The 15,255-nt window shown below is 71.1% G+C and carries 12 protein-coding genes; 3 read left to right on the top strand and 9 right to left on the bottom strand.

The window, feature by feature from the left end; all coding sequences use genetic code 11:
- Positions 1-82: 82 nt before the first annotated feature.
- From NDAS_RS18260 to NDAS_RS18250, 3 genes are read right to left on the bottom strand one after another with little or no spacing between them, the layout of a single operon-like run.
- Positions 83-904, bottom strand: coding sequence for an amino acid ABC transporter ATP-binding protein (locus NDAS_RS18260; RefSeq protein ID WP_013154693.1), 822 nt, complete (start codon positions 902-904; stop codon positions 83-85).
- A complete protein-coding gene (locus NDAS_RS18255) occupies positions 901-1,866 on the bottom strand; it encodes an amino acid ABC transporter permease (RefSeq protein WP_041552849.1) in 966 nt (321 codons plus the stop codon). Before NDAS_RS18255 ends, NDAS_RS18260 begins: the two co-directional genes overlap by 4 nt.
- 38 nt (positions 1,867-1,904) lie before the next feature.
- Positions 1,905-2,837, bottom strand: coding sequence for an ABC transporter substrate-binding protein (locus tag NDAS_RS18250; RefSeq protein WP_013154691.1), 933 nt, complete (start codon positions 2,835-2,837; stop codon positions 1,905-1,907).
- A 447-nt stretch (positions 2,838-3,284) separates the two neighbouring features.
- On the opposite strand from NDAS_RS18250, the gene NDAS_RS18245 reads away from it, so the two are divergent.
- Positions 3,285-4,415, top strand: a complete 1,131-nt coding sequence (locus NDAS_RS18245) for an NAD(P)-dependent malic enzyme (protein WP_049800314.1) — start codon at positions 3,285-3,287, stop codon at positions 4,413-4,415.
- Positions 4,416-4,484: 69 nt separating this feature from the next.
- On the opposite strand, the gene NDAS_RS18240 is transcribed toward NDAS_RS18245, so the two are convergent.
- The 4 genes from NDAS_RS18240 to NDAS_RS18225 all read right to left on the bottom strand — a co-directional run bounded on the left by NDAS_RS18240 (position 4,485) and on the right by NDAS_RS18225 (position 10,514).
- Complete coding sequence (locus tag NDAS_RS18240; protein ID WP_013154689.1) at positions 4,485-5,600, bottom strand: PadR family transcriptional regulator; 1,116 nt, start codon at positions 5,598-5,600, stop codon at positions 4,485-4,487.
- A complete protein-coding gene (locus NDAS_RS18235; protein WP_013154688.1) occupies positions 5,601-6,452 on the bottom strand; it encodes a DUF4097 family beta strand repeat-containing protein in 852 nt (283 codons plus the stop codon).
- A 189-nt stretch (positions 6,453-6,641) separates the two neighbouring features.
- Positions 6,642-6,821 carry a DUF6104 family protein gene (locus tag NDAS_RS18230; protein WP_013154687.1) on the bottom strand — a complete coding sequence of 60 codons (180 nt, stop codon included), beginning with the start codon at positions 6,819-6,821 and terminating at the stop codon, positions 6,642-6,644.
- A gap of 33 nt (positions 6,822-6,854) precedes the next feature.
- Positions 6,855-10,514 (bottom strand): multifunctional oxoglutarate decarboxylase/oxoglutarate dehydrogenase thiamine pyrophosphate-binding subunit/dihydrolipoyllysine-residue succinyltransferase subunit, encoded by a 3,660-nt coding sequence (locus NDAS_RS18225; RefSeq protein WP_013154686.1) that lies wholly within the window; start codon positions 10,512-10,514, stop codon positions 6,855-6,857.
- Positions 10,515-11,149: 635 nt separating this feature from the next.
- On the opposite strand from NDAS_RS18225, the gene NDAS_RS18220 reads away from it, so the two are divergent.
- The gene (locus NDAS_RS18220; protein ID WP_041553227.1) at positions 11,150-11,524 is read left to right on the top strand and encodes a BlaI/MecI/CopY family transcriptional regulator; all 375 of its coding nucleotides are present in this window, start codon (positions 11,150-11,152) and stop codon (positions 11,522-11,524) included.
- A 21-nt stretch (positions 11,525-11,545) separates the two neighbouring features.
- Here NDAS_RS18220 and NDAS_RS18215 read toward each other — a convergent pair whose 3' ends face one another.
- Entirely contained in the window at positions 11,546-12,778 is a 1,233-nt protein-coding gene (locus NDAS_RS18215) for an MFS transporter (RefSeq protein WP_013154684.1), read from the bottom strand.
- Between the two features lie 93 nt (positions 12,779-12,871).
- Entirely contained in the window at positions 12,872-13,957 is a 1,086-nt protein-coding gene (locus NDAS_RS18210; RefSeq protein WP_013154683.1) for a suppressor of fused domain protein, read from the bottom strand.
- Positions 13,958-14,156: 199 nt separating this feature from the next.
- On the opposite strand from NDAS_RS18210, the gene rlmN reads away from it, so the two are divergent.
- Positions 14,157-15,254 (top strand): 23S rRNA (adenine(2503)-C(2))-methyltransferase RlmN, encoded by a 1,098-nt coding sequence (gene rlmN / locus NDAS_RS18205; protein WP_013154682.1) that lies wholly within the window; start codon positions 14,157-14,159, stop codon positions 15,252-15,254.
- Position 15,255 lies beyond the last annotated feature (1 nt).

Here is a 15,255-nt window from a genome sequence, read left to right as displayed (position 1 = left end):
GGTCAAGGGATCCGGGGGTGTTTCCCCGGCCGGTACCGGCCGCCGCGCCCGGGGCGGGGACGCGGCGGCCCCCGCGGAGCGCTCAGAGCACCTTGGACAGGAACGCCCGGGTGCGCTCGTGGCGCGGGTTGGAGAGCACCTCGGCGGGCGTGCCCGACTCCACGACCAGGCCGTCGTCCATGAAGACCAGGGAGTCGCCGACCTCGCGGGCGAACCCCATCTCGTGGGTGACGACCACCATGGTCATCCCGCCCCGGGCCAGGTCGCGCATGACGTCCAGGACCTCGCCGACCAGCTCCGGGTCCAGGGCGCTGGTGGGCTCGTCGAACAGCATCAGCGACGGTTCCATGGCCAGCGCGCGGGCGATGGCCACGCGCTGCTGCTGGCCGCCGGAGAGCTGGTCGGGGTAGGCGTCGGCCTTGTCGGGCAGGCCCACCCGCTCCAGCAGCTCCATGGCCTTGGCGTTGGCCTGGCTCCGGGGGACCCGCTTGACCTGCACGGGCGCCTCGGTGATGTTGCCCAGGACGCTCAGGTGCGGGAACAGGTTGAAGCGCTGGAAGACCATGCCGATGTCGCTGCGCTGGGCGGCGATCTCGTTGTCGCGCAGCTCGTAGAGCTTGCCGCGCTTCTGCCGGTAGCCCATCAGCTCGCCGTTGACCCACAGCCGTCCGGCGGTGAGCTTCTCCAGGTGGTTGACGCAGCGCAGGAAGGTGGACTTGCCCGACCCGGACGGGCCGATCACGCACATGACCTCGCCGCGCCCGACCTGGAGGTCGATGCCCTTGAGCACCTCCAGGCGGCCGAAGCTCTTGCGCACGTTCTCCGCCACGACGAGCGCGTCGGCGGGCAGCGTGGCGCCCTCGGCGGTCTCCACGACGCCAGGGTCCTTCGTCTTGTCGCTCACCTGTGCGCCCCTCCGACGATGCGGTCGCGGATACTGCCGTACTGGCCGGGGTTGAACCTGCGTTCGAGGAAGTACTGGCCCACCATCAGGACGCTGGTGATGGCCAGGTACCACAGGCACGCGGCGACCAGCATCGGGAAGATCTGGTAGGTCCGGGAGCCGATGGCCTGGAGCTGGTAGAACAGCTCGATGGTCACCGGCACGTAGGCCAGCAGCGCCGTGTCCTTGAGCATGGCGATGGTCTCGTTGCCCGTGGGCGGCACGACCACCCGCATCGCCTGCGGCAGGGTGATCCGGCGCAGGACCTTGCCCTTGCCCATGCCCAGCGCCTGCGCGGCCTCGGTCTGGCCCTTGTTGACCGATTGGAGCCCCGCGCGGATGATCTCGGCCATGTAGGCGCCCTCGGACAGCGACAGCGCCAGCAGGCCGGCGGTGTAGCCGCTCAGCACGGTGCGGGTGTCGATCTCGAAGAAGCGGGCGTCGCCCTCCAGGCCCAGCCACGGCATCCAGTAGTTGTCGAAGGGCAGGCCGAACTCGATGGTCTGGTACAGGATGGCGATGTTGCCGAAGAGCACCGCCAGCACCAGGCGGGGCACGCCCCGGAAGAACCAGGTGTACAGCCAGGAGACGGATACCAGGACGGGGTTGCCCGACAGCCGCATCACCGCCAGGACGATGCCCAGGACGACGCCGATGACCATCGACAGCACGGTGGCGCTGAGGGTGATCCACACGCCGCGCACGACCGGCTCGGAGAACATGTGGTCGAACATGAACGGCCAGTTGAAGGCGTCGTTCGTGAACAGCATGTGCACGAACATGGCCGCGAGGACGAGGATGACCCCGGCGGCGACCCACCGCTCGGGGTAGCGCACGGGAACGGCGGTGACGTGGTCGGCCGGACGGCCCGGTGTCGAGGTCTTCGACACCGGGCCGTCCGTCGGTTCGGTCGGTGAGGACAAGGGTCGGTCTTTCGCTCAGTGGGTGTCGGTCGGCCTGCTTACTCGGCGACGTCGGGGTTCACCTCGGCGGACTCCATGCCGCCGGCGTCCACGCCCCACTCGCCCAGGACCTCGGCGTAGGTGCCGTCCTCGATGAGCGCGTTGAAGGCGGCGGCCACGGCCTCGGCCAGCTCCGTGTCCTCCTTGTTGGTGAGGATGCCGTAGGGGGCGGCGTTGTACTGCTCGCCGATGAACTCCAGGACGCCCTCGCCGGTCTGCTCCAGAGCGTAGGCCGAGGTCGGCATGTCGGCGAGCGAGGCGTCGTTGACGCCGGAGACGACCGTCTCGGTGGCCAGCGGCTGGCTCTCGAACTTCTGGATGGTGATGGCCTCCTCACCGGCGTCGACGCAGGCCGCGCTGCGCTCCTCGATGTCGGTGTCGTGCGTGGTGTTGGACTGCACCGCGATCCGCATGCCGCAGGCGTTGTCGGGGTCCACGTCCTGGGGGTTGCCCGCCTGGGCGAACCACTGGGTGCCCGAGGAGAAGTAGCTGATCATGTTGACCTGCTCCATGCGCTCCTCGGTGACCGTGAAGGAGGAGGAGCCCAGGTCGTAGGTGCCCGTGTCCACGCCGATGATGATGGAGTCGAAGGCGGTGGGCTCCCACGTGGCCTCCAGGCCGAGCTTGGCCAGGGCGGCGTTGACGAGGTCCACGTTGAAGCCGAGGACGGTCTCGCCGTCGGCGTCCAGGTACTCGCCGGGCGGGTAGGAGGCCTCGACACCGATCGTGACGGTCCCGGCCTCGGCGACGTCGGCGGGCACGAGCGCGGCGAGCTCCTCGTCGACCTCGACGGAGGGCGCCTCGGGGGCGGCCGACTCCTCCGCGCCTCCGCCTCCGCCGTCCCCGCCGCCGCAGGCGGTCAGCGCCAGGACGCCGGCGAGGGACAGGGCGCCGAGGGCGAACGGCGTGGGCAGGGACTTGTGCAGAGCCATCGCGGGGTCTCCTTCGGGGGCGCGTAACGCCTGGCGGGGGCGGGTTCGTGACCCGTCTGCCCGAGCCGGAACGACATTTAGGACAATCTTCTTTTAACACTCAGAAGCCGGTGCCGTCCCATCGTGCACACCCGCGATGTTCCTGTGGTCACCGTTGTGAGAGGATTACGTAACGGGTCATCCCCGTGAGAGGCGGCCGCGCAGCAACTCGTATAGGAGTCCGGCGAAGAACGACTCTCCCCGGCGACACCACCGGTCATGGCCGACCGGCGCCGAGGAGGGCCCCCTAGCAATCGTCACGTCTTCGCGCGCGGTCCGCACCACCGCCAGGTCCGCCCCCGTCATGGCCGACGGCGGGTGGAACACGCAAGACCTGAGGGGTTTTCAGCCGTGACCACTGTTTCGCGTTCCCAGAACCCGCGTCGTGACGACGATCCCGCCTTCGCCATGCACCGCGGCGGCAAGCTCCACGTGACCTCGTCCGTGGACGTCCGCGACCAGGAGGGACTCTCCCTCGCCTACACCCCCGGCGTCGCCCGCGTCTGCGACGCCATCGCCGAGTCCCCCGAACTCGTCGACACCTACACCTGGAAGAGCAACCTGGTCGCCGTCGTCACCGACGGCACCGCTGTCCTGGGCCTGGGCGACATCGGCGCCGAGGCCTCCCTGCCGGTCATGGAGGGCAAGTCGCTGCTGTTCAAGCAGTTCGCCGGCGTCGACTCCGTGCCGATCGCGCTGGGCTGCACCGGGGTCGACGAGATCGTCGAGACCGTCGTGCGCATGGCGCCCTCCTTCGGCGGGATCAACCTGGAGGACATCTCCGCGCCCCGCTGCTTCGAGATCGAACGGCAGCTGCGCGAGCGCCTGGACATCCCGGTCTTCCACGACGACCAGCACGGCACCGCCATCGTCACCGTGGCCGCGCTGCGCAACGCCGCCCGGTTCACCGGGCGCACCCTGGCCGACCTGCGCGCCGTGGTCTCCGGCGCGGGCGCCGCGGGCGTGGCCGTCACCAAGATGCTCGTCGACGGCGGGATCGGCGACATCGCCGTGGCCGACTCCAAGGGCATGATCTACGAAGGCCGCGAGGGCCTGACCCCGGTCAAGCGGGAGCTGGCCTCCATCAGCAACCGGGCGGGGCTGCGCGGGTCCATCGAGAGCGCGCTGGAGGGGGCCGACGTGTTCATCGGCCTGTCCGCGGGCGAGGTCCCCGAGTCCGTGGTCGCCACCATGGCCGACGACGCGATCATCTTCGCGATGGCCAACCCCAACCCGGAGGTGCACCCGGACGTCGCCCGCAGGCACGCGAGCGTGGTCGCCACCGGGCGCAGCGACTTCCCCAACCAGATCAACAACGTCCTGGCCTTCCCGGGCGTGTTCCGGGGCGCCTTCGACGCGGGGGCCACGGACATCACCGAGAACATGAAGCTGGCCGCCGCCACCGCGCTGGCCGACCTGGTGGGCGACAAGCTGTCCGCCGACTACATCATCCCCAGCCCCTTCGACGAGAGGGTGGCCCCGGCGGTCGCCGCCGCGGTCGCCGCCCAGGCCCGTGAGGACGGCGTCGTCCGCGGCTAGGGACCCGGACACGACGGGGCCCGGAGGGCGCGCCCCCGCGCCGCCCTCCGGGCCCCTCGCCGTACTGGTCTACCTACCGTCGCCGGGGTCGTCGACCGCCTCGCTCCAGGGATCGGCGGACGGCCTCGGACGCGTTCCGCCCTCCGTGGCGGGCCCGTCCCCGGCGGGCCCGTCCCCGGCGGGCCCGGGCCGCTCGGCGGCGGCAGGTCCCTCCGTGGCGGCGGGCTCCTCCGTGCCGGGCTCGTCCTCGGCGGGCCCTGGCCGCTCCGTGGCGGCGGGCTCCTCCTTCCCCGTCCCGGGGGCGGCGGCGGGTCCCTCCCCGGCGGGAGCGGTCCCGTCGACTCGGTCCCCGGCTCCCTCCGCCCGGTCGGCGGGCGGGCCCCAGTGCCGCATGTCCCGGCGGATCACCTCGACCGTGTCGTCCAGGATGCGCCGCAGGTCGGTGGCGGCGGCCTCTCCGACGTGTCCCGCCTCGCGGACCACGTCGCGCACGCGGTCGCCGAAGTCGTGCAGCGCGCGCTCGAACTCCGGGCCCTGCGACGGGCGCTCGGAATCGCGCCTGCCTCCCCAGGCGGCGCCGAACGCGCCGAAGCCCTGCGTGAAGCGCTCCCACTCGCGGGACCACCGCGAGCCGTCCTCGCAGCCCGGCCCGGACTGCTCGCGGCGCTCGCCGGACTCCTTCCCGGGCGCGTCCGCCCCCTCCTCGCTCCGACCGGCCTCCTCCGAGGCGGTGGAGTCGGCGGTCCCAGCGGTCCCAGTGGTCCCGGCGGGTCCGCCCGGGGCCTCGGTTCCGGAGCGGCGCGCGCCCCCGGAGGCGAACTTGAGCTCGTCGCGCAGCGAGCTGATCGTCGCGCGCACGTCCTGCTTGACCGCGCGGGCGATGTCGCGCACCGAGTCGGTGATCTCCCGCTCCAGGTCGTTCAGGTCGTTCTCGCGCTCGCGCAGCTCCTCGCGGCCCTTGTCGGTGAGGCTGTAGACCTTGCGTCCGCCCTCCTCGGTGTGGGTGACCAGCCCCTCCTCCTCCAGCCGGGCCAGCCGGGGGTAGATCGTGCCGGGAGAGGGCGAGTACACGCCGAGGAAGCGGTCGCGGAGCAGGCTGATGATCTCGTAGCCGTGCCGCGGGTTCTCGTCCAGCAGCTTGAGCAGGTACAGCCGTAGTCTGCCGTGGCCGAAGATGGTGCTCATTCAGGCCCCCTCGGGGATCGCGGCCGGTGCCTCGGGCGCGCGCCGCAGCAGCGCCGTCCGACCGGACGCGGAGTTGGTGGTGATGGAGGCGGGATCGACGCCGCTGCCGATCCTCCCGCTCAGGATCGTCCTGGCCGGGGCGCTGCGCCGGTCCAGCCCGAAGTCGGACTTGGCGGGCGCCGCCGCGGTGCGCAGCTCCACGGTCGCCGAGGTCTCGGAGGGCACCCGCAGGGCGATCTCGCCCGAGACCGAGGTGAGCCGGACCCGCCCCGCCGGGGCGACGCCGGTGTCGGCCAGCAGCTGACCGGAGACGGTCTTGGCGCTCAGCGCGGACAGCCGTCCGCCCGCCACAGCCAGCTGGCCGCTCACGCTGTTGAACTTGAGGCTGCCGTGGGGGTCGCGCACGGCGGTGCTCCCCGAGACGGTGTTGATCTCGGTCTCGCCCGAGACGTCGTCCAGGGTGATCTCCCCGGTCGCGGTCCGCAGCTGGCTGCGGGCGCTGAGCCCGGCGGCGACGATCGGCGCGCTGGCCGTGGTGACCTCGACCGGGCAGTCCTTGGGCAGCCGCAGGTTCACGGTGGCCCTGCGGTGCTGCACGCTCTTGTAGCTGTTGAGCTGGACCGGCCGCAGCCGGTCCAGGAACCCCTGGCCGGTGAGGTCCTCGTAGTGGATGGTGAGGATGCCCGCCTCCTGTGTGACCAGGAGGGGTTCACCGACGATGTCGGTGACCTCGAAGGTGACCGGGTCGTCGGTGGGAAGAATGTTGACGTGGCCTCCGATGATCCGGACCCGCAACGCGACGATGCCGTCCAGGGTCTGGGTCATCGGCCTGTCGATGGTCCAACGTGCCATCGTGCTCGGCCCCTTTCGCTCGCTCCGTGTTCTCACGATATGTCGCGTCTGCGGCGAACTCAAGATATGTCGCGGATTCGCGGGGTGTTTCAGGGAGACCTCCGGGCAAACCCCGAGGCCGCCGGAGTCCGGACCCCCGGGCACGCGAAGGGGCCCGGGTCGCGCTGACCCGGGCCCCTCATGCGGTCCCTACTCGTCGTCCTCGTCGTCCAGCCGCGCCAGCCACGTGGCCAGCCGGTCGACCGGGGTCTCGAACTCGGGGTTCATGTCGGTGAACGCCCGCAGCTGCTCGGCGAGCCAGGCGAAGCTGACCTCCTCGCCGCCGCGGCGGTTCTCCAACTCCTCGATTCCGCGATCGGTGTAGTACACGCTCTTCCTTCTACGTGCTCGCAGGCCCGTCCGCTAGTCCGCGGGCGGGAAGACCGTGTCCACCAGTGCCCGCTGCTCGGCCTCGTGGCGCTTGGCCGAACCGGCCGCGGGCGCGGAGGAGGCCGGACGCGAGATCCGGGTGAACGGGCGGTCGAGCTGCTCGGAGAAGACCAGCGCGACGAAGGGCCACGGGCCCATGTTCGCCGGCTCCTCCTGCACCCACAGGACCTCGCCCGCGTTGGGGTAGGCCTTGAGCTGCTCGCGGATCTCCTCGATCGGCAGCGGGTAGAGCCGCTCCGCCCGGATGATCGCGGTGTGCTTGTCACCGCTCTTGCGGCGCGCCGCGTCCAGGTCGTAGTAGATCTTGCCCGAGCACAGCACCACGCGCCGCACCTTGTCCGGCGCGATCGAGTCGTCCTTGATCAGCGGCTCGAAGTGGCCCGAGGTGAAGTCCGCGGCGGCCGAGGTGGCGGCCTTCAGGCGCAGCAGCGACTTGGGCGTGAACACCACCAGCGGGCGCTCCAGCGGCGACTTGGCCTGCCAGCGCAGCAGGTGGAAGTAGCTCGCCGGGGTGCTGGGGTGGGCCACCGTCATGTTCTCCTGCGCGCACTGCTGCAGGAACCGCTCGATGCGGGCGGAGGAGTGGTCCGGCCCCTGGCCCTCGTAGCCGTGCGGCAGCAGCAGGGTCACGCTGGAGCGCTGTCCCCACTTCTGCTCGCCCGCGCTGATGTACTCGTCGATGATGGTCTGCGCGCCGTTGACGAAGTCGCCGAACTGCGCCTCCCACATCACCAGGGCGTCGGGACGGGTCAGCGAGTAGCCGTACTCGAAGCCCAGGGCCGCGTACTCGCTCAGCAGGGAGTCGTGCACGTGGAACCGGGTGATGCCGTCGTCGAACTGCTTGAGCGGCGTGTGGGTCTCGCCGGTCTCGCGGTCCATCAGCGTGGCGTGGCGCTGGCCGAAGGTGCCGCGGCGGCTGTCCTGGCCGATGAGGCGGACGGGGTGGCCGTCCAGCAGCAGCGACCCGAAGGCCAGCAGCTCACCGGTGGCCCAGTCGATCGCGTCGGTCTCGACCATCGTCGCGCGGCGCGAGAGCTGGGGGGCCAGCCGCGGGTGCGGCGTGAAGCCCTCGGGCAGCGACACCTGGGTGTCGATGACCCGCTTGACCGTCTCGGTGCTGATCGCCGTCTCGACGGCGGAGTGCTCCAGGCGGCCCTCGGTGAACACCTCGGGCTTGACCACGGAGCCGGGCTCGATCGGCTTCTTCTCGACCTCGCGGGTCTCGGTGAAGGCCCGCTCCAGCTCCGACTGGTAGTCGCGCAGCGCCGACTCCGCCTCCTCCACCGTGATGTCGCCGCGGCCGATGAGGGCCTCGGTGAACAGCTTGCGGGTGGAGCGCTTGGCGTCGATGACGTCGTACATCAGCGGCTGGGTGAAGGCGGGGTTGTCGCCCTCGTTGTGGCCGCGGCGCCGGTAGCAGACCAGGTCGATGACGACGTCCTTGTTGAACGCCTGGCGGTAGGCGAAGGCCAGGTGCGCGACCCGGACCACGGCCTCGGGGTCGTCCCCGTTGACGTGGAAGATCGGCGCCTGCACCATCCGCGCCACGTCCGTGGCGTAGACGCTGGAGCGGCTGTCGGACGGCGAGGTGGTGAAGCCCACCTGGTTGTTCACGATGACGTGCACCGTGCCGCCGGTCCGGTAACCGCGCAGCTGCGACAGGTTCAGCGTCTCGGCGACCACGCCCTGCCCGGCGAACGCGGCGTCGCCGTGGATGAGGATCGGCAGGACGGTGAAGCCCTGCGGGCCCTTGTTGAGCACGTCCTGCTTGGCGCGGACGATGCCCTCGGCGACCGGGTCGACCGTCTCCAGGTGGGACGGGTTGGCGGCCAGCGAGATGCGGATCTTCTGGCCGTCGTGGGTCTCGAAGGTGCCCTCGGTGCCCAGGTGGTACTTGACGTCGCCCGAGCCGTGCGCGCTGCGCGGGTCGAGGTTGCCCTCGAACTCACCGAAGATCTGCGCGTAGGACTTGCCGCAGATGTTGGCCAGCACGTTCAGGCGGCCTCGGTGGGCCATGCCGATGACGGCCTCGTCCAGCTCGGCCTTGGCGGCCTTGGAGATCACGCCGTCCAGCAGCGGGATCAGCGACTCGCCGCCCTCCAGGGAGAAGCGCTTCTGGCCCACGTACTTGGTCTGGAGGAAGGTCTCGAAGGCCTCGGCGCTGTTGAGCCGGTGCAGGATGTGCAGCTGCTCGTCGCGGTCGAGCTTCTCGTGCTCGCGCTCGACGTGCGCCTGGATCCACTCCCGCTCCTCCGGGCTCTGGATGTGCATGTACTCGATACCCACCGTGCGGCAGTAGGTGTCGCGCAGCACGCCCAGCACGTCGCGCAGCTTCATGACCTGCTTGCCGCCGAAGCCCCCGGTGGGGAACTCGCGGTCCAGGTCCCACAGGGTGAGGCCGTGTTCGAGCACGTCCAGGTCGGGGTGCTTGCGCTGCTCGTGGTCGAGCGGGTTGGTGTCGGCCATCAGGTGGCCGCGCACGCGGTAGGCGTGGATCAGCTCCTGGACCCGGGTGGTCTTGTCGAGCTGGGTGGCCTTGTTGACGTGGATGTCCTGCACCCAGCGCACCGGCTCGTAGGGGATGCGCAGCGAGTTGAAGATCTCGTCGTAGAAACCGTCCTCGCCCAGCAGCAGCTGGTGGATCCGGCGCAGGAACTCACCGGACTGCGCACCCTGGATGATGCGGTGGTCGTAGGTGGAGGTCAGCGTCATGACCTTGCTGATGCCCAGCTCGGCCAGGGTGTCGGAGGAGGCGCCCTGGAACTCGGCCGGGTACTCCATCGCGCCCACGCCCAGGATGGTGCCCTGGCCCGGCATCAGGCGCGGGACCGAGTGCACGGTGCCGATGCCGCCGGGGTTGGTGAGGCTGATGGTGGTGCCCTGGAAGTCCGGCACGCCCAGCTTGTTGCTGCGGGCCTTGCGGACCAGGTCCTCGTAGCCGCTCCAGAACTCCGTGAAGTCCATCTCGTCGGACTTCTTGATGGAGGGCACGACCAGCTGCCGGGAGCCGTCGGGCTTCTGGAGGTCGATCGCCAGGCCGAAGTTCACGTGCTCGGGCTTGGCGACACCGGGCTTGCCGTCCACCTCCACGTAGGAGTGGTTCATCTCCGGCAGGGCCTTGAGGGCCTTGACCATGGCGTAACCGATGAGGTGGGTGAAGGAGACCTTCCCGCCACGGCCGCGCCGGAGGTGGTTGTTGATGACGATGCGGTTGTCGAAGAGCAGCTTGACCGGCACCGCGCGCACGCTGGTGGCGGTGGGCAGGCCCAGGCTCGACTCCATGTTGGTCGCGGTCCGCGCGGGTGCGCCGCGCAGACGCTCCTGCTTGACCTGGAGGGCCTCGTCCTTGCCCTCCTTGTCGTCCTTGCTCTTCGGCTTGGCGGACGGAGCCGGGGCCGCGGGGGCGGTCGGCTTCTTCTTGGGGGCGGAGGCCGCGGGGGCCTTCTCGCCCTGCGCCTTCGCGCCGCTCCCGCCCTTCGCGCCAGCAGTCTCCGCGGGCTTGTAGTCCGCGAAGAAGTTCCACCAGGCCTTGTCAACGGAGTTCGGGTCGTTCAAGTACTTCTGATAAAGCTCCTCGACCAACCACTCGTTGGGACCGAAATCTGTCAGGGGTTGAGACGCCTCAGACGACACGGCGGAGATCGCCCACTTCCGCAGCTCGCTTGTGAATGTGTAGGAAGACGGGTGGCTGCTGGCAAGGCGGGCTCAAGAAACGAACGCGGGAGCTGTTCCGCGCATACGGAGAAGCATCTGGCCTGGCCAGCACTCGTCGGGTACAAGGCTACTTGTACCGGCCTCCGCGCGGGGAACGCTGACCTTGTGGAAACTAGGAGATAGGTAACAATCTTTCACATCGACACTGCCACTACGTGTGAGTAACAAAGCCCAGAGTCGCGAGAGCGCCTGGTTTGCGGGGTTTTGCAGGGGTTTCACGATGTGAAGTTGTTGGCCGCGTCCGGCCACGCCGGATGTGGCGTGTAACACGGTGTCCCTCGGGGAACCGGCCGGGGCGGGCCTCCGTCGGAGGGGGTGCGAGCGGCCGGGCAGGACGGCCGGGCTCCCTCCGCCGGTCTTCCCAGCGGGCGGGAGGGGTCCGGGCCCGGCCGCGAACGCTCTTTCCCTCGTGCGCGGACGCGCGTTCGCTGGTGAAACGCCGGTGACCGGTGCCGAGGATGTACGGATCTGTGTGCTCTCCGGAGTTCTCCCACGCGGGAGGCCCCCTCGTGTCTACGATCCTCGGAACCGAGGACGCGACGGGCGGGGAGGCCATGAGGGGTCTGGGTGAACTGGAGGCGGCCATCATGGACGCGCTGTGGCGGTCCGAGGAGCCGATGTCCGTGCGCCAGGTCCGCGAGAACATGGTCTACGACCGCGACGTGGCCTACACGACCGTCATGACGGTGGCCAACATCCTCTTCACCAAGGGGCTGCTGGACCGGGAGAAGACCGGCCGCGCCTGGACGTACTGGCCGCGCGAGTCGCACGCCGAGTACACCGCGCGGATGATGGACGAGGTCCTCAACACCGGGCCCGACCCCGGCGCCACCCTGCTGCGCTTCGTGGAGCGCTTCAGCGACGAGGAGGTGGCGCGCCTCCACCGCGTGCTGGCCCAGACCCGGGACCGGCGCGGCGTCGCCAGCTAGCGGGGCGCCCGCCGGACAGCCCTAGGAGCGGGTCAGGGTGCGCACGCTGCGCGAGGAGACCGCGGCCAGGGTGGCCAGCAGCGTCAGCGAGGCCACCAGCACCAGGGCCGGGGCCGGGCCGAAGCGCTCGGCGAACGGGCCGATCGCGACCTGCCCGAGGGGCATCGCCACGAACGAGCCCAGCGCGTCGTAGGAGTACACCCGCGACAGCTTCTCCTTCGGCACGTTCTCCTGGACGGCGACCTCCCAGGCCACGTCGAACTGCTGTACCGCCACGCCCGCCAGGAACATCGCGGCGAACAGCACCGGCAGCGGCGAGGGCCCGGTCAGGGCCAGGAAGGGCACGGCGTGCGCCGTCATCAGGGCCGTGCCGTAGACCAGCGCCCGCCGCGGCTGCCAGCGGGCCGCCAGCACGCCGCCCGCCAGCAGCCCGACGCTGTTGGCCGCCATGAGCAGGCCCCAGGCGGTCCGGCCGAAGGTCTCGTCGGCGATGCCCGGACCCAGCACGGCCGTGGCCGCCGACCAGCCCGCGTTGACGACCATGAACTGGAGCACGATGATCCAGACCCAGGGCCGCGACACGAACTCGCTCCACCCCTCCCGCAGGTCGCGCAGCACGTCCGCGTCCCCGGTGTCCACCGGCCCGTCCGCCCGTGCCGCGCGTACGGACAGGAAGGCCGTCCCGGCGCAGGCGAACAGCGCCGCGTCCGCCGTGATCGCCCAGCCCGCGCCGAGCAGGCCCACCACGACGCCGCCCGCCGACATCCCCAGGAACAGCCCGCCCTGGACGCCCACGCCCATCGCCGCGTTGGCCTGGCGCAGCAGCTCCCGGGGCACGGTCTGCGGCGTCAGGGCCGCGGAGGCGGGCAGGTTCACCGCCGCGGCCGCGCCGTTGACCAGGCTCAGCGCGATCATCAGCGGCAGCGAGGCGGTGCCCGTCAACAGGAGCGCGCCCAGGACCGCCTGGGAGAGCGCGGCCAGGGCGCACCCGCCCTGGAGCACCAGCGCGCGCGGCAGCCGGTCGGCGATGACGCCGCCGAGCAGGAGCAGCGCCACGTTCGCCACCGAGCGCGCGCCCACCACCAGCCCCACGCCCGTCAGCGAGCCGGTCACGTCCAGCACGGCGAAGGCCAGCGCCACCGACGCCATGCCGTTGCCCAGGGCCATCAGGGTCCGGCCCGCGACCAGCCCGCGAAAGGCCGGGTGCCCCAGCGGGGCGGTCAGTCCCGCACCCGCGCCGCCAGTGCGCGCCATGGTCCCCCGTCCCCGCTCGTCCCAACGGCAGCGACGATCCCGTTCCGGCCGAGGGGGTGTCAACGGGTTTTCGCGCGGCGCCCGGGACCCCGGCTAACCCAGCACCCAGCTGCGGCCCTCGGCGGCCAGCTTCTCCACCAGGGTGGCGCTGTCGTGCTCCTTGGCGAACAGGTGCTCGGGGCGCGTGATCGGCACGATCCACAGCCAGCGCACGGGGTCGCCCTGGAAGGACAGCCCGGCGGTGTCCGGCGGCCGGTGCTCGGGGCGGGTGACCAGGGCGGAGGGGTCCTCCAGGAGCAGCACGGCTCCCGCGCCGCCGCGCATGGCCCGGTCCTCGGGGTTGTCCAGCCACTTGACGGTGTGCCCGGTGCCGAACCAGGTCACCGCCCGCCAGGGGAAGGCGCCGATCCACCGGAAGACGCGGGCGGCGTGGTGCGCGGGCAGCGTCGTGGCCAGGGCGAGCTCCACCCGGGCGTGCTGGGAGGTGTTGGCCATGTAGCGGTCCAGGGTGGGCATGCGCTGACCGCACATCCCGACCGTGGACAGCACCGTGTACGGGCGGTCCGCGGTGGGCGGGCGCTCCGACACGCGCAGCAGCGGCGGGTGGCCGTCGGAGACGTCCCAGTAGTGCCCGGGCTCGCCCACGTTGCGGTTGAGGTGGCTGAGCACCGTGCGCTGCACGCTGCGCCAGGCGCCCGAGGCGCGCCGCCAGTCCCAGTAGGCCTCGGCGTGCACCACGCGCGGCCACAGCTGCCCGCGCACCGAGTCCAGCTCCCAGGCGTACGCGCTGCGGCCGATCGCCTCGCGCGCGTACCCCGGCAGCCCGCTGTCGGCCTCCGCCCAGCCCGGGATGACGGCCAGCAGCCCCTCCTCGTCCACCAGGGCGACCCCGTCGCCCTCCTCGAACCACACGGCGCGCAGGCGGTCGGGGTCGAAGCGGGGGCGGCCCTGCGGGTGCTTGGTGTAGGCCTCGGGCATGAGCGGGGCCCGGCCCTCGTACAGCCCGCCGGACTCGCTCGTGCGCGGCGCGATCTCGTGGTTGGCCAGCCACACCGGGACGCGGATGCGCCCGCGCGCGTCCAGCAGGTAGGCGGCCGTGGTGTGGGAGTCACACTCGACGACGACGCGTCGGCTCTGGTACGGGCTGATCTCGTCGAGCAGGACGTCGATCCCTGTCACCGGCCCTCCCACACACCGATCCCCGGTCGTCGTAGCCGGACGGACCCGTCGGGCCCGTCCGCGCAGTGCGTAGAATCGACGGTAGTGCCCTGACAGGCGGAGCTGCACCGCGGCGGCGTATAAGTCGTATAACGACACGTTCCCGCCGCCGTCCGCGCCCGGGCGCCAGACCACCGACTCCACTTCCTACGGACTGTGTATGCCCGCCGAGCTCACCTTTGTCGCACCCCGTCGTGCCAAACCTCCCCGGCACCTGGCCGACCTCAGCCCCGACGAGCGGGCCGAGGTCGTCCGCGAGCTGGGGGAGAAGCCCTTCCGGGCCAAGCAGCTCGCCCAGCACTACTTCGGCTCCCTGGTGTCGGACACCTCGGCCATGACCGACCTGCCCGCCTCCTCCCGGGAGCGGCTCGGCGAGGCGCTGCTGCCCACCCTGCTCACGCCCGTGCGCCACATCACCTGCGACAACGGCATGACCCGCAAGACCCTGTGGAAGGCGTTCGACGGGGTGCTGTTCGAGTCGGTGCTCATGCGCTACCCGGACCGCGTCACCCTGTGCATCTCCTCCCAGGCCGGGTGCGGCATGAACTGCCCGTTCTGCGCCACCGGCCAGGCGGGCCTGACCCGCAACCTCTCCACCGGGGAGATCATCGACCAGGTGGTCGCCAGCGCCCGCGACCTGGCCAACGGCGAGGTCGCCGGCGGCCCGGGCCGCATCAGCAACATCGTGTTCATGGGCATGGGCGAGCCCATGGCCAACTACAAGCGCGTGCTCCAGTCGGTGCGCCGCATCACCGACCCCGTCCCCAACGGCCTGGGCATCTCCCAGCGCGGGGTCACCGTGTCCACGGTCGGCCTGGTGCCCGCGATCAACAAGCTCATCGACGAGAGGATGCAGGTCCGCCTCGCGATCTCCCTGCACGCCCCCGACGACGAGCTGCGCGACGAGCTGGTGCCCATCAACACCCGCTGGAAGGTCGACGAGGTCCTGGACGCCGCCTGGCGCTACGCGGGCACCACGGGCCGCCGGGTCTCCATCGAGTACGCGCTGATCAAGGACATCAACGACCAGGCCTGGCGGGCCGACCTGCTGGGCAAGCTCCTCAAGGGCCACCTGGTGCACGTCAACCTCATCCCGCTCAACCCCACCCCGGGGTCCAAGTGGACGGCCTCGCGCCCCGAGGACGAGCGCGAGTTCGTGCGGCGGCTGGAGTCGCACGGGGTGGCGGTGACCGTCCGCGACACCCGCGGACAGGAGATCGACGGCGCGTGCGGGCAGCTCGCGGCGGCCGAGAACTGAC

Source organism: Nocardiopsis dassonvillei subsp. dassonvillei DSM 43111, assembly GCF_000092985.1.
Lineage (GTDB): Bacteria > Actinomycetota > Actinomycetes > Streptosporangiales > Streptosporangiaceae > Nocardiopsis > Nocardiopsis dassonvillei.
The sequence above is the reverse complement of the archived record's forward strand: the minus strand, read 5'-3'. Positions and strand labels throughout refer to the sequence as shown.

Bases quoted from the DNA above. Each gene is read 5' to 3' on its own strand.
- NDAS_RS18235 (WP_013154688.1), bottom strand. From the start codon at position 6,452: ATGGCACGTTGGACCATCGACAGGCCGATGACCCAGACCCTGGACGGC.
- NDAS_RS18245 (WP_049800314.1), top strand. From the start codon at position 3,285: ATGCACCGCGGCGGCAAGCTCCACGTGACCTCGTCCGTGGACGTCCGC.
- NDAS_RS18250 (WP_013154691.1), bottom strand. From the start codon at position 2,837: ATGGCTCTGCACAAGTCCCTGCCCACGCCGTTCGCCCTCGGCGCCCTG.
- NDAS_RS18220 (WP_041553227.1), top strand. From the start codon at position 11,150: ATGAGGGGTCTGGGTGAACTGGAGGCGGCCATCATGGACGCGCTGTGG.
- NDAS_RS18215 (WP_013154684.1), bottom strand. From the start codon at position 12,778: ATGGCGCGCACTGGCGGCGCGGGTGCGGGACTGACCGCCCCGCTGGGG.
- NDAS_RS18240 (WP_013154689.1), bottom strand. From the start codon at position 5,600: ATGAGCACCATCTTCGGCCACGGCAGACTACGGCTGTACCTGCTCAAG.
- rlmN (WP_013154682.1), top strand. From the start codon at position 14,157: ATGCCCGCCGAGCTCACCTTTGTCGCACCCCGTCGTGCCAAACCTCCC.